Source organism: Peribacillus sp. NPDC101480 (assembly GCF_050277335.1).
Lineage (GTDB): Bacteria > Bacillota > Bacilli > Bacillales > DSM-1321 > Peribacillus.
This window is the reverse complement of the sequence record NZ_JBNNSB010000008.1, coordinates 131,936-146,707: the sequence shown is the minus strand read 5'-3', so window position 1 is coordinate 146,707 and position 14,772 is coordinate 131,936. Positions and strand designations below refer to the sequence as shown.

At 42.5% G+C, this 14,772-nt stretch carries 12 protein-coding genes and 1 riboswitch; of the genes, 5 read left to right on the top strand and 7 right to left on the bottom strand.

The features are described from left to right. Positions 1-11 precede the first annotated feature (11 nt). Both ACQKMF_RS23075 and wecB read right to left on the bottom strand, forming a co-directional pair. The gene (locus ACQKMF_RS23075; RefSeq protein WP_427575146.1) at positions 12-419 is read right to left on the bottom strand and encodes a VOC family protein; all 408 of its coding nucleotides are present in this window, start codon (positions 417-419) and stop codon (positions 12-14) included. A gap of 197 nt (positions 420-616) precedes the next feature. Then, complete coding sequence (gene wecB / locus ACQKMF_RS23070; protein WP_427575144.1) at positions 617-1,753, bottom strand: non-hydrolyzing UDP-N-acetylglucosamine 2-epimerase; 1,137 nt, start codon at positions 1,751-1,753, stop codon at positions 617-619. Between the two features lie 195 nt (positions 1,754-1,948). Between wecB and ACQKMF_RS23065 the strand changes: the two genes are divergently transcribed. The 3 genes from ACQKMF_RS23065 to ACQKMF_RS23055 are packed head-to-tail and all read left to right on the top strand — an operon-like array spanning position 1,949 to position 5,837. Continuing rightward, positions 1,949-3,154 carry a glycosyltransferase family 4 protein gene (locus tag ACQKMF_RS23065; RefSeq protein ID WP_363320614.1) on the top strand — a complete coding sequence of 402 codons (1,206 nt, stop codon included), beginning with the start codon at positions 1,949-1,951 and terminating at the stop codon, positions 3,152-3,154. A gap of 23 nt (positions 3,155-3,177) precedes the next feature. Then, positions 3,178-4,494 carry a glycosyltransferase gene (locus ACQKMF_RS23060; protein ID WP_427575142.1) on the top strand — a complete coding sequence of 439 codons (1,317 nt, stop codon included), beginning with the start codon at positions 3,178-3,180 and terminating at the stop codon, positions 4,492-4,494. Positions 4,495-4,535: 41 nt separating this feature from the next. Further along, positions 4,536-5,837, top strand: coding sequence for a nucleotide sugar dehydrogenase (locus ACQKMF_RS23055; protein ID WP_101225564.1), 1,302 nt, complete (start codon positions 4,536-4,538; stop codon positions 5,835-5,837). A gap of 1,325 nt (positions 5,838-7,162) precedes the next feature. Here the strand turns inward: ACQKMF_RS23055 and pckA are convergent. Beyond that, the gene (gene pckA / locus ACQKMF_RS23050) at positions 7,163-8,749 is read right to left on the bottom strand and encodes a phosphoenolpyruvate carboxykinase (ATP) (protein WP_101225563.1); all 1,587 of its coding nucleotides are present in this window, start codon (positions 8,747-8,749) and stop codon (positions 7,163-7,165) included. Positions 8,750-9,166: 417 nt separating this feature from the next. Further along, positions 9,167-9,328, top strand: a riboswitch (SAM riboswitch). A gap of 163 nt (positions 9,329-9,491) precedes the next feature. On the opposite strand from pckA, the gene metK reads away from it, so the two are divergent. Beyond that, positions 9,492-10,685, top strand: coding sequence for a methionine adenosyltransferase (gene metK, locus ACQKMF_RS23045; RefSeq protein WP_427575139.1), 1,194 nt, complete (start codon positions 9,492-9,494; stop codon positions 10,683-10,685). A gap of 405 nt (positions 10,686-11,090) precedes the next feature. On the opposite strand, the gene ACQKMF_RS23040 is transcribed toward metK, so the two are convergent. Next, on the bottom strand, positions 11,091-11,609 hold the full coding sequence (locus ACQKMF_RS23040; RefSeq protein WP_063234974.1) for a gamma carbonic anhydrase family protein: 519 nt from the start codon (positions 11,607-11,609) through the stop codon (positions 11,091-11,093). A gap of 210 nt (positions 11,610-11,819) precedes the next feature. Between ACQKMF_RS23040 and ACQKMF_RS23035 the strand changes: the two genes are divergently transcribed. Further along, entirely contained in the window at positions 11,820-12,623 is an 804-nt protein-coding gene (locus ACQKMF_RS23035; protein WP_101225561.1) for an alpha/beta hydrolase, read from the top strand. Between the two features lie 66 nt (positions 12,624-12,689). On the opposite strand, the gene ACQKMF_RS23030 is transcribed toward ACQKMF_RS23035, so the two are convergent. From ACQKMF_RS23030 to ACQKMF_RS23020, 3 genes are all read right to left on the bottom strand, one after another. Continuing rightward, positions 12,690-13,085 carry a hypothetical protein gene (locus tag ACQKMF_RS23030; protein ID WP_101225560.1) on the bottom strand — a complete coding sequence of 132 codons (396 nt, stop codon included), beginning with the start codon at positions 13,083-13,085 and terminating at the stop codon, positions 12,690-12,692. A gap of 135 nt (positions 13,086-13,220) precedes the next feature. After that, the gene (locus ACQKMF_RS23025; protein WP_260359137.1) at positions 13,221-13,793 is read right to left on the bottom strand and encodes a class I SAM-dependent methyltransferase; all 573 of its coding nucleotides are present in this window, start codon (positions 13,791-13,793) and stop codon (positions 13,221-13,223) included. Next, the gene (locus ACQKMF_RS23020; protein WP_427575136.1) at positions 13,793-14,749 is read right to left on the bottom strand and encodes a TIGR01212 family radical SAM protein; all 957 of its coding nucleotides are present in this window, start codon (positions 14,747-14,749) and stop codon (positions 13,793-13,795) included. The genes ACQKMF_RS23025 and ACQKMF_RS23020 overlap by 1 nt, the downstream gene beginning before the upstream one ends. Positions 14,750-14,772 lie beyond the last annotated feature (23 nt).

Below are 14,772 nucleotides of genomic sequence, written 5' to 3'. Positions count from 1 at the left end.
CATTTTTACATTCATTTTGTGAAATTCAAGTCCCAGTGAATGCCGAATTTATCCTTGACCTTACCATACTTAGCTCCCCAAAAGGTATCTTGCAGTTCCATTAAGGATAATCCTTGTTCACACATAACCTCATATAAATGCTGGATTTCCGAGTCGCTTTCACATTCGAGGACCAATGCTACATTATTCCCGGCATCAAAGGGATTGCCTGGAAAAGTATCGGATACCATGATCAACATATCGCCTTTTTTGATTTTTGCATGCAGAACAAGTTCATTCGCTTCTTCAGGTGTTGGGAAATCAGCTTCACCGTAGGTTTGCATATCGGTAATCTCTGCTTGAAATACTTCTGCATAAAAGGCTAATGCGTCTTTTGCTTGTCCATTGAAGATTAAATAGGGGGTAACTTGATTTTTCATACTAATCCTCCTGTTTCATGTCATGACTATCAATTCGACAGGGAGATCTTATCCTCCTTTATATTCAAGGGGGCTTAGCTGCATTTTCGATTGTGAGTCATGTTCATTTCCCCACCTTAATCTGGAGCGAATCTACCTTGTAATGAAAAAATCCTGCCGCTTACGTGACAGGATTTTTTCATTACTATATTTTTCTTTCATAATGGAAGGGGGGACTTCATTTCGCAATGTTTCAATAGGATTTCAACTATGCGTTGTGAAGCGAATCCATCTCCATATGGGTTGGAGGCTGTCGCCATTTTTTTATAGGTTTCTTCATTTGTAAGTAAGTTTGTGGCTAATTCATAAATTCGTTCTTCCTCAATTCCAGCCAATAAAAGGGTACCAGCATCGATTCCTTCCGGACGTTCTGTTGTATCGCGTAACACAAGGACAGGAACACCAAGTGAGGGAGCTTCTTCTTGCACACCTCCGGAATCTGTCAATATTAGATGGGCATGCGCCGCAAAATTATGAAAATCAAGCACCTCAAGCGGCTCTATTAAGTGAAGTCTTTGTGTTTCACCAAAAATCCGGTAAGCAATTTCACGGACTACTGGGTTTTTATGAAGCGGGAAAACAACTTGGATATCCTTGTGATCTTCAAGCAGCCGTTTGACGGAACGGAATATTTCTTCCATTGGTTTTCCGATATTTTCTCGTCTGTGCGCTGTCATCAATAACATGCGATCCCCATTCAAACCTGATAGAATCGGATGTTCATAATCTTTCCGTACTGTTGTTTTCAACGCATCGATTGCCGTATTTCCAGTAATATGAATACAATCACTCTTTTTATTTTCCAAAATTAGATTCTCTGCCGCCTGATTTGTTGGCGCAAAGTGCAAATCAGCCAGGACACCTGTCAGCTGCCTATTCATTTCTTCAGGATATGGAGAATACTTATTACCAGTCCGGAGACCAGCTTCAACGTGACCAATCTGTATCTTATTATAGAAAGCGGCCAAGCTTGCAATGAAAGTTGTTGTTGTATCCCCATGTACGAGGACGATATCCGGTTTTATATCTTTCATGAGAGAACTCAATTTTTCAAGCCCTCGAGTTGTAATCTCTTCTAATGTTTGTCTATCCTTCATCATATCCAAATCGTGATCTGGCTTTATTTTAAAACATTGCAAGACTTGGTCGAGCATTTCCCTATGCTGGGCGGTGACCACCACGATGGTTTCTATTTCTTCTGGATGCTTTTTCAGTTCCAAAACGACTGGTGCCATTTTGATAGCCTCTGGTCTTGTACCAAATACGGTCATGACCTTAATACGTTGTTTAGGCATGCTCATTTCCTCCCCTTCTGAATGTCTCCCCCATTATAACGGGAAGTTCATGGGAAATATAAAAATGAAACAATAATTAACAGAATTTTTACAATATTAATAGGGACTTTATATTTCTTTAACCTCCAGTTAATATCTGGCATTTACAATATAAAGCAGGAAGTAAGCAAAGCAGAATAGAGGTGATAGGCGAATATGAAAAGCGTCCTGATGATCGTGCAAAACTTTTATCCGGAAATCGGAAGTGCGGGAAATAGAATGAAAAATATATATCTCCATTTGAAAAGAAACGGATTTGAGGTAACGGTCATCACATTGAAGCCGAGTTATCCTAATCAAAGTTTATATCAAGATACAAAGTTTTGGGATGAAGAAAGCATTGAAGAAGATGTCATCAGGATCAAACCGGACAAAGTGAAGAGGTATACAAGCAATATGGGGAAGCGGTTGCTTCATTATCTTGAAGCGATGTGGCTTTTCATTTATACAATCATCCGTCTCGAAAAAAAATATGATTACGTGTTTGCCACGACTCCGCCAATCTTCCCGACACTGGCGGCGTTGATCGCCAAGAAAAAGATGAAGGCGAAACTCATTACCGATGTCAGGGATTTATGGCCGGAATCGTTGATAGGAGTGGGAGTATTTAATAATAAGTGGGTTTTGAAAATCGCTTTCTTCCTGGAAAGGAAGCTATATCGGCTTTCAGATTTCATTATCATCAATAGTCCTGGTTTCAGGGATTATATCGTTGCAAAGGGAGTCAAGGAAGAGGCCATCCAATACATCCCCAATTCGCTTACTGCGGATGAGCTGACGTTAAAGAACTTGCTTACACCTGTATCGGAAAAGGTAATCAAGGTCGTTTATGCGGGGAATATCGGACTGGCCCAGGACTTGAAAAAGCTGATAGCCGTAGCTGAAAAGCTAAGGGAACATAAACAAATCGAGTTCTCGATGATTGGATATGGATATCGGATATCCGAAGTGGAGAAGGAGATAAGCTCTAGAGGGCTGACAAATATTAAGATGATTAATGCGATGAATCGAAGAGTGACTCTTCATGAAGTTTCAACGTCCCATATTGCCTATGTGAGCTTGGTTGAAAAAGAAGTCTTCAATAAGGTGCTGCCTGGTAAAATCATCGATTATATGTGTGTCGGAATACCCATTGTCGGTGATGTGGACGGCAGGGCCAAGAAGATGCTATCAGAGGCGAAATGCGGGTTGGTGGCAGAGAGCAGAAATGTTGATGAAATCTGTCAGCATATCTTGACCATGGCCTCAGATCCAGCCCTTCGTGAAGAACTGGGGGAAAACGGTCATCGGTATGCTAAACAACATTTTCAATGGTCTAAAAATATTAAAGGTCTCATCAATGTGATGGAAGCGTCAGGCTGAAAAATCCGGAAGTGGAGGACAACATGGCGAAGAATGTATGTATGTTCGTGTGGAATCACTTTACAAACGATGCGAGGGTTCTAAGAGAATGCACAGCACTTACTGAAGCGGGTTATGAAGTCGATTTAATTGCCATTCATAACTGGAAAATCGAGGGTTTGCCCAAAAAGGAGAAACACGAAAATGGTTTCACTGTCACTAGGGTGAATAATCGCTGGGATGCGCTTCATAGGATTCTCAGGATCGTAGGCAAATTGAAGAAAAAGAAGTTTGAAATCGTTCTATTGGCCTTATTGGTCTGGAATACGTTGTGGAACTTGAACTTGATCAACGGCTGGTTGGGATCGGCAATACTGTTCGGCTCATTTGCACTCCTTGCGATGGGCACCCTGATGATCACTAAAACGAAGCTGCCGACACTATTAACGAGGAGCTACATTTTTGGTCAAATGATCTATCATGGCCGGAAAAGGAAATATGATTTTTATCATTCAAATGACTTGAATACGCTCATGCAGGGAGCGATCAGCAGTAAATGGTTGAGAAGGAAAAAGCTGATTTATGACTCGCATGAAGTACAAACGAGCAGAACGGGATATAATAGCCGAATTTACGGGATGATGGAGAAATTCCTATTAATGTTCGTGGATGAAATGATTGCCGAAAACCATACGAGAGCTAAGTATAACGAAGACTTATATGGTCTGTATCCCAAAGTGGTCCATAACTACCCGATTCCAACCAATCCGGAGGAAAGTACGGCCGTGAATTTGCATGAGCTGCTCGATTTGCCAGAGAATGAACCGATTTTGCTATACCAAGGCGGCGTTCAAATGGGAAGAGGGTTAGAGCAATTGGTTGATGCTGTACCGATGATTGAGGGCGGGACGGTAGTTTTTATCGGAGATGGAAGAATCAAGGATGATTTAGTGAAAAAAGTAAGCGACATGAATCTGGAGCATCGTGTGAAGTTCTTACCGAAGGTTCCGGTCGACGAGCTGCTCCATTATACAAAAAATGCGTATTTAGGTTTTCAGATATTGAATAATGTCTGCTTTAATCACTACTCCGCATCTTCAAATAAATTGTTTGAATACATGATGAGCGGTGTGCCTGTGGTTGCCTGCAGCTTTCCTGAAATTCAAAAGGTTGTCGATACGGAAAAAATCGGTGTATGTGTCGATTCACATGATCCAAAATCAATTGCCGAAGGCGTCAATTACTTATTGAAACATCCTGAAAAAAGGGCGGAAATGAGCAATAACTGCCTGAAGGCGCGGCAGAAATACAATTGGAAACAAGAGAAGGAAATCTTTATCGAAATCTATCAAACAGCCTAACAAATTTGAGTGTAGCAGAAAAATAGATAGGAGTGGTTTATATGAAACTTTGTACAATAGGACTTGGTTATATAGGACTTCCGACTTCTTTAATGTTTGCGAAACACGGTGTCGATGTTGTCGGCGTGGATATCCATCCTGAGATTATTTCCAATTTGAATAGCGGCAGGCTTCATATCGAAGAACCTGGATTGGAGGAGGTATTGCAAGAAGTGCTTAATTCCAATAAGTTCCGAGCTGCGTTAAGCCCGGAACAAGCGGATGTTTTCATTATCGCAGTTCCTACTCCAAATAAAAAGGACATGCATCAATCATGTGATTTAACTCATGTCATGGATGCAACCTCAAACATTCTTCCTTTTATCAAAAAAGGGAATGTCATCATTATTGAATCGACGATTGCGCCAAGAAGCATGGATGATCATATTAGACCGATGATCGAGAGGTCGGGCCTTACAATCGGAAAAGACATTTTCCTAGTTCATTGTCCGGAGCGTGTTTTACCTGGAAGGATTCTTGAAGAGTTGGTTCATAATAACCGTATCGTCGGGGGCATCACGGAAACATGCTCATATAAAGGAAGTCTTGTTTATAAAACCTTCGTTCAAGGAGAAATCATTCAGACGGATGCGAAAACGGCTGAAATGTCCAAACTAATGGAAAACACCTTCAGGGATGTCAATATCGCCCTTGCGAATGAGCTGACGAAAATCTGTTTCGAGCTGGATATCAATGTTTTGGATGTCATATCGATGGCAAACAAACACCCTCGTGTAAATATTCACCAACCAGGACCAGGAGTTGGCGGCCATTGTTTAGCGGTCGATCCGTATTTCGTCGTTGCAAAGGCACCAGAGCAAGCGAGAATCATTAAATTGGCCCGCGATACCAACGTATCGATGCCTTATTATATCGTTAATTCCGTAAGGATGATGCTAGAGGGGATCCGGAAGCCAAAAGTAGCTGTTTTCGGTCTTGCATACAAAGGAAATGTAGATGATATTCGTGAAAGTCCCGCCATTGATGTCGTCAATATCTTGATGGGGATGGAAAACATGGATGTATCCTTGCATGACCCTCATGTCCAATCTGGAAAGATGCCAGTCGTATCAGTGGAAGACGCTGTAAACGATGCCGACTTGATACTTGTCCTGACCGACCATGATGAATTTAAACAAATGGATTATGATAATTTATCAAATCTCATGAGAAATAAATTGATTTTGGATACACGCAATTGCATTGATGCAACTAAAACAGATGTCCCGGTGGCCAATCTGGGCAATATATATCAATACAAAACGATGTCCATGAAAAAAGCCAGGAATAAAGCGATCATCTAAAAACTTGGACAAATATCGATATTGTAATAAGGATTAAGGGGCGCTGACTATGACAGTGCCCTTTTTGAATAGCATCATCTGGCAGGAAGAACGGAGGACAAAAAATCAATGAAGAAAAGGACCAAGCGAGAGCTTGGTCCTTTCAGAAACTGTGGAAACGTTTCAGTTTAAATCCGCTCCCTTTCCGCCAAGCCCCCGCCAAACAATCTGGAGGGGGCTTGGCTAGCCATATATTAGGCCGTTGCCGCCATTATTCGGCCTAAACCGTACTTATTGACCTATGACGCCGTTATTGGACGTACAGGGCACTATATTCGACCGTTCATCGCAGAAAATCGACACAGGGCACTATATTCGACCGTTGTCGCAGTAAATCGACCTACAGGGCACTAAATTCGACCGTTCACCGCAGAAAATCGACCTACACGGCACTGTATTCGACCGTTGTCGCAGAAAATCGACCTACACGGCACATTATTCGACCGTTGTCGCAGAAAATCGACCTACAGTGCACTGTATTCGACCGTTGTCGCAGAAAATCGACCTACACGGCACTGTATTCGACCGTTGTCGCAGAAAATCGACCTACAGTGCACTAAATTCGACCGTTCACCGCAGAAAATCGACCTACAGTGCACATTATTCGACCGTTGTCGCAGAAAATCGACCTACACGGCACATTATTCGACCGTTCACCGCAAAAAATCGACCTACAGTGCACATTATTCGACCGTTGTCGCAGAAAATCGACCTACAGTGCACATTATTCGACCGTTGTCGCAGAAAATCGACCTACACGGCACTAAATTTGACCGTTACGCAGAAAATCGACCTACAGTGCACATTATTCGACCGTTGTCGCAGAAAATCGGCCTACACGGCACTAAAATCGACCGTTGTCGCAGAAAATCGACCTACAGGGTACTATATTCGACCGTTGTCGCAGAAAATCGACCTACAGGGCACTAAAATCGACCGTTCATCGCAGAAAATCGACCTACAGGGCACTAAAATCGACCGTCCACGAATTTATTCGATCTACACCTAACTATTCGGACTCCGAAGCATTTATTTTTTTAGGTCCACGAATTATATCCGCTTCATTTCCGCCGACTGTCTGCCAAGACTCCTCGCTGATGTATCTAGCGGGGTTTTGGAGAGCGAGTGGCAGGAGTGTAGCAAATTTCTGAGGATTCCATTCAAAAAGTAAACAATGAATGAAGGATAGCGAAGAAATGTTTTGAAATCATGGTTCGGGATGAGACATTTCTTGTCGACAAACTGAAAGGACCAAGCAAGAGCTTGGTCCTTTTGTGTACAATTTATTAAGCTGTCGGTCCGCCAAGTTCTTCGATTTCACTTGGAACGCTGCCGAATTTCTTGAAGTTAGCACGGAATTGTGCGGCAAGGTCCGTTGCTGCTTCTTTATAAGCGGCAGGATCTGCCCAAGTCTTGATTGGCTGAAGCACTTCATCAGGAACACCAGGAACATGAAGCGGGATATCCAAGCCGAAGATATCATCTTTGATCGTTTCGATGTTCGCTAATTCACCTTCAAGTGCCGCTTGTACCATTGCACGAGTGTAAGCAAGTTTCATACGGCTTCCAGTTCCGTATGCTCCGCCAGTCCATCCAGTGTTGACAAGGTATACCTTTGCATTGTGCTCGTCAATTTTATCACCAAGCATTTCAGCATAGCGTTGAGCTGGAAGAGGTAAGAATGGAGATCCGAAGCAAGTGGAGAATGTAGCTTCCGGTGAAGTTACGCCTCTTTCAGTACCAGCCAATTTACTAGTGTATCCGCTTAGGAAGTGGAACATTGCCTGTTCTTTGGAAAGCTTGCTGATTGGAGGCAGAACGCCTGAAGCATCAGCTGTTAAGAAAATGATTGTATTTGGATGTCCTGCAATACTTGGATTCACGATGTTATCGATCGCTTGCATTTGGTAAGCAGCACGAGTGTTTTCAGTCAATGAACTGTCATCATAGTTCGCTTCACGTGTATCCGGATCAACAACAACATTTTCCAATACGGCACCGAAACGGATTGCATCGAAAATTTGTGGTTCTTTTTCACGTGAAAGATTGATCGTTTTCGCATAGCAGCCGCCTTCGATGTTGAATACGCCATTAGAAGACCAGCCGTGCTCGTCATCGCCAATCAGTTTACGGCTAGTGTCTGCTGATAAAGTTGTTTTGCCTGTACCGGACAGACCGAAGAATAAAGCGACGTCCCCTTCACGTCCTACGTTAGCAGAGCAATGCATTGGAAGGATTCCAGCCTCTGGAAGTAAGTAGTTCATGATCGAGAAGATCGATTTTTTCATTTCTCCTGCATATTCCGTTCCGCCGATCAGGATGGTACGGCGTTCAAATGAAACGATGATGAAAGTTTCGGAAGTGGTTCCGTCCACTTCTGGGTCTGCTTTGAAGTTAGGTGCAGAAAGGATTGTGAATTCAGCTTCGTGACCTCTTAGTTCCTCTTCATTTGGACGGATGAACAAAGTATGGGCGAAAAGGTTATGCCAAGCATATTCATTAACAACACGGATTGGAAGACGAGATGATTCGTCTGCACCAGCGAAACCTTTAAAAACAAAAATCTCTTCTTTTGCTTTTAGGTAGTCAACTACTTTATTATATAGTTTATTGAACACATCTTCGGAAATTGGCTGGTTCACTGAACCCCAATCGATTTTATCTTTAACGGATGCTTCTTCCACGATAAATTTATCTTTAGGTGAACGACCAGTATATTTGCCAGTTTCAGCTTTTACTGCGCCGGTTGATGTTAAAACGCCTTCATTTCTGCTTAATACTTTTTCGACCAATTGAGGAACTGAAAGTTGAGTTTGCACATTGTTTCCTGTTAATAACTGGTGTAACTCATTAGAAACATCTACAGAATTCATATATGAGGTACCTTCCTTTGTTTAAGTTTTTAGATTACAATTAGTATAACACATTCATTTAAATAGTCTATACTATTTCTTCTAATTTGTGATTATTTTCAGCTGGCCGCGTTAATCATTTTATTCCGGCAGGAACCGAGTCAGGATTATCACATATACTTTAATGAAGTCAATTTTATTTTAATAGGAAGTAAGTAAGCAATATATTTCCAATGGTGAAGTCGTTTTTCGTATGCTTAATACTTATTATTAATGGCAATTTCCAACATTTCTATTCGTATTTTGCATTGTAAACCCTTCTAAGACGCTGTATCAACACTTTTTTAAAAAGAAAGCCATACTGGGCGGAAATGTTCTTTTTAGAAAAGCATTGACAAATTCCAACCAGATACGATAATATCTTAAATTGTACGGATTCTCTTATCCCGAGTTGGTGGAGGGACAGGCCCTTTGAAACCCAGCAACCTGCCATATTGAACTTGACTCCAAGATCGATCGCCGAAAATAAAGCGAAGATCTTCAAGGAATAGTGGTGATGGTGCTAACCTGAGCAAGGTAAAAACCCTTGAACGATAAGAGTGAAAGGATAGAAGACAGAATTTTAAACCTTTCCTCATTTGCCAGGGAAGGTTTTTGTGTTTTTCATAAGTAATTCTGTGTCTATAGTTGAAACTAATGAGGGAAACGAGTTCCGTAAAAATCAGGCTTATGCCTACAACATACTAACTTCCAAGGAGGAAATATGATGTCAAAGAAACGTCTATTTACTTCTGAATCTGTTACAGAGGGCCATCCGGACAAAATTTGTGATCAGATTTCAGATTCCATTTTAGATGCTATCCTAGCTAAGGATGCAAATGCACGTGTTGCGTGTGAAACTAGTGTAACAACAGGTCTTGTACTTGTTGCTGGTGAAATTACAACGTCCGCTTACGTGGATATTCCGCGTATCGTTCGTGATACGATTAAAGGAATTGGCTACACACGTGCGAAATACGGTTTCGATGCTGAAACTTGTGCAGTGTTGAGTTCCATTGATGAGCAGTCTGCCGATATCGCAGCTGGAGTCGATAAAGCATTGGAAGCTCGTGAAGGAAACATGTCAGAGGAAGAAATCGATGCAATCGGTGCAGGGGACCAAGGTCTTATGTTCGGATTTGCTTGTAATGAAACAGAAGAGCTTATGCCGCTTCCGATTTCATTGGCGCATAAACTTTCATTCCGCCTGGCTCAAGTTCGTAAAGATGAAACTCTTGCTTACTTACGCCCTGATGGTAAAACACAGGTAACTGTGGAATATGATGAGAATAACAGTCCTGTACGTGTAGATACGATCGTTATCTCTACACAGCATGATGCTGAAATTACGCTTGAACAAATTCAAGCCGATCTAAAAGAACATGTGATCAAAGCGGTCGTTCCAGCTGAATTGATCGATGCTCAAACTAAATACTTCATCAACCCGACTGGCCGTTTCGTAATTGGCGGACCTCAAGGGGATGCTGGTCTTACTGGACGTAAAATCATCGTTGATACTTACGGCGGATACGCTCGTCACGGCGGCGGTGCATTCTCTGGTAAGGATGCTACTAAAGTTGACCGTTCTGCTGCATACGCTGCTCGTTATGTTGCGAAAAACATCGTGGCAGCCGGCCTTGCCGACAAAGCGGAAGTTCAATTGGCATACGCAATCGGTGTGGCAGAGCCTGTATCGATTTCAATTGATACGTTCGGAACTGGTACAGTTAGCGAAGAAGTCCTTGTTGACCTAGTTCGTGCTAACTTCGACCTTCGTCCAGCTGGCATCATCAAAATGCTTGACCTTCGTCGCCCGATCTACAAACAAACAGCTGCTTACGGACACTTTGGCCGTACAGATGTCGATCTTCCATGGGAACGCACGGACAAAGCAGAAACATTAAAAGCACAAGCGTAAATCATATAAAAAAGGTGTCCCGCAATTTGCGGGACACCTTTTTTTTGTGGATTAATTTTGCCGTCAGCGGGAATAATTCAAGAAATCCCAAAGAAATATAAAATACGTGCAAAACTCGTGAGTTAAAGTCGTTTACAAGTTTGTTTGGGTCATCAAATCGTGAGGTTGAAGCGTTACTCTAGAGTTTGTAGCAAGTACTCGAGAGTTTAGAGCATATACTCGAGAGTTTAGAGCGTATACTCGAGAGTTTAGAGCGTATACTCGAGAGTTTAAAGCATATACTCATGAGTTTAGAGCAAATACTCGTGAGTTTGGAGTAAATACTCGTGAGTTTGGAGTAAATACTCGTGAATTTGTAGCAAATACTCGTGAGTTTGAGTACAATACTCGTAACTTTCAGTCAATTCACTTTATGCGTTCCGCCGTTTTATAGTATTGTCCTTTTTCGGCATATTCGCGAACGATGCGTTCCATATCCTGGCGATCTTCTTCGTTGATTTCGCGAATGACTTTAGCTGGGCGTCCGAATGCCAGCATGTTCGGTGGAATGACTTTACCTTGTGGAACGAGGCTGCCGGCACCGATGAAGGCTCCTTCGCCGATTTCAGCTTCATCAAGTACAATCGATCCCATGCCGATCAGAGCTCCTTTACGGATTTTACAGCTATGTAAAATGACCTGATGGCCAATGGTTACTTCATCCTCGATGATCAATGGATTATTTGGGCTTTGGTGCAGGACGCTGTTATCCTGTATACTGACTTTTTTCCCGATGATGGTTGGGGATACATCACCGCGAATGACGGAATTGAACCAAATTGATGTTTCGTCGCCAATTTTGACATCACCTGTCACGACAGCATTCTCAGCAATATAAGCGCTTTCGGCGATTTCAGGTTCTTTGCCTTTATACGGATAAATAATCATTTTCAATCATTTCCTTTCCGAAGTGAATGTTTTTATGTATTATTTTAATATACCGTATGCAAATACACTTGGCTATTTATAATAGCAATGTACAACTTGTTAGATTTCTTTTTTGTCGAAAATCACGAATATGGTTATAATTTATATATATTATTTTAACTATCATGGATCGTACACAACAAGTGAAAAGTGAAAGGGGGATTTCGAATGTGGAAATGGGAGACAGAAGGAGACGCAAAGGGCGTCATTGTCATCATTCATGGGGCAATGGAACATCACGGACGTTATAAGTGGGTAACACAAATGTGGCTTTCGGCTGGATACCATGTCGTCATGGGCGACCTTCCTGGGCAGGGTATGACAACTCGCGCCTACCGGGGACATATCGATTCCTTTGATGAGTATTTGGACGAAGTGAAAAGCTGGATAGAAGAGGCTTACGAATATTCGTTGCCGGTCTTTTTACTTGGACACAGCATGGGCGGTTTGATTTCGATACGCCTTCTTCAGGAAGAGGAATGGGACATTGCAGGGGTGATTCTTTCTTCTCCATGCTTGGGCCTCGTGACGAAGCCGCCGAAGTTCCTGACAACCATCTCGCATGGTTTGAATATCGTGATGCCTAAGTTCAGGGTTGAATCCGGATTGACACCTGAAATGGCGACGAGAAGTGCGGAAATCCGTGAATCCGATAGAAACGATACATTATATATCACAAAGGTTTCGGTTCGCTGGTATCGCGAGCTTGCACAGGCTATGAAGGATGCTTTTGAAGAAATTCCTGATTTCCAGGATGTGCCGCTTTTGGTCATGCAGGGCGGAGATGACCGAGTCGTGAACAAGAAGGCGGTTCGTGAGTGGTTTAATTATAACTTGGCCAGTGAAAAGCAATATAAGGAATGGCCTAAGCTATATCATGAAATCTTCAATGAACCAGAACGTGATGATGTATTTCAATATGCGCTGAGTTTTGTTGAGAACCGTTTAAAAATATTAGGGTATGTCGTTTGATCAGTACATACTTAAGGATAAATAAAAAACTGCCGAGGTTAGACCTTTGGCAGTTTTTTATTTGAATCAGCCTGCGTTTTTAAGCAATTCGTTTGACTTGATCACCGGGGCCCAGTAAGTAACCGGGTACATAAATTGGTTCAAGTGTGTAAGTTCTTTTTTATTCGATAATGCTGTGGATAGAAGAAAGATGGATTTGAAGGTTAAGTCATTGGCGAATAGGTCCAAAAGCGTCGCTTTCATATTCATGATCGCTTCATGGTTTTGAGTGGAAATCATTAAATCGAGTTGTGGCAGGAACCTATCAAAATGGTGATCGAATTGTTTAAGGTCCTCCATGGTTTTTTGGTTTTCTGTCAACGAGTTAAGCGAGCTGACAAACTCCCCGTATTGTTCACTTGAATCCCTTTTGATTTTTTCAGTTAATATATCCGTCAGTAATGAAGTAGGCAAATGTTCCATTTTCTGCACCCTCTTATCTATTTTCTATCATTATAATCATTATAGACACAAAATTCAAAATGTTGTGATTGGTAATTCTGCTTCTGCGAGTTGGGATTGAAAAAACACCGTTCGTTCGAACGGTGTCAAAAGTCTTCATCTTTTTTCAATCGCGACAATGAATGGCGGATTGTTTGATTGGTTGATGAACCCGTATTTCAGGATATGGGCTTTCTGTTGAGGGAAGTTCTGTACATAATCCATCAATGCATCCCGTTCTGCCGATCCCCCTGGATGACCATGGTAAATGACAAGGATGATGATGCCTTCAGGTGCCAGCAATTCAAATAGCTGTTCAATGGCTGATATCGTCGTATCGGCTTGGGTGATGATTGATTTGTCACCGCCAGGAAGGTAGCCCAGGTTGAATATGGCACCCGTGACCTTTCCGGAATGCTCTTTCCTGATGTATTTGCTCAAATGTTGATGCCCATCGTGAATGAGGGTGCAGCACTCTTGTAAATTCTCGGCCTTTAGTTTCGCCGCTGTGGTTTGAATTGCTTCTTTTTGAATATCAAAACTATAGACATGCCCGTTTTCACCTGTAAGTCCTGCAAGAAAGACCGTATCAAAACCGTTACCCATAGTGCAATCAATGGTTATATCCCCGGGATGGACCGCTTTTTCCAGCAGAATCCTGGCGAATGGCAAAATTCGGTCAAGCTTCATTATTGTACCTCCGCATGATGATTTTTTCCCTGCCAGCTGTTACGGCGTTTCAATTCGGCATCAATGGCATTCAAGACATCCCATTTATTGACGCTCCACATTGGACCGATCATCAAATCGATCGGACCGTCACCCGTAATGCGGTGAACGATCATTTCTGGAGGGATTATTTCCAGCTGGTCGCATACCAGGCTGACATAATCGTCACGGTCAAGAAACTCGAGCAGGCCTTTTTCGTATTGTTTGACCATCGGTGTCCCTTTTAATAAATGAAGCAAATGGATCTTTATCCCCTGCACATCGAGTTTGGCAACTTCCCGGGCTGTTTCCAGCATCATGCCGTAATCTTCCTGAGGAAGGCCATTGATGATATGGGAGCATATGCGGATGCCGTGTTTCCGCAGTTTATCGACGCCTTCTTTGTAGCAATCGAAATCATGGGCACGGTTAATCATCGTCGCGGTCTTTTCATGGACCGTCTGGAGACCCAACTCCACCCAAAGGTAGGTCCGTTCGTTCAATTCGGCTAAATACTCGACTACATCATCTGGAAGGCAATCCGGACGTGTCGCAATGGAGAGCCCGACGACACCCTCCTGGGTCAATACACTTTCATATTTCTCGCGAAGTTCTTCCACTGGGGCATGCGTATTCGTGAACGCTTGGAAATAGGCCATATATTTTCCATCTTTCCATTTATGATGCATCCGTTCGCTGATCTTCTGAAACTGAACGTCGAGGGGTTCAACCCTGCTGCCCGCAAAGTCACCAGAGCCTGAGGCACTGCAGAAGGTACAGCCACCATGCGCGACGGTGCCATCACGGTTCGGGCAGTCAAAACCGCCATCCAGGGCAACTTTAAAAACCTTATGTCCAAAATGTTCCCTCAGGTGGTAATTCCATGTATGATATCGTTTGTTATCCGTTGCATATATAAACGGGTTTGCCTGATTCAAATCAGCAACCTCCTAAATAAATT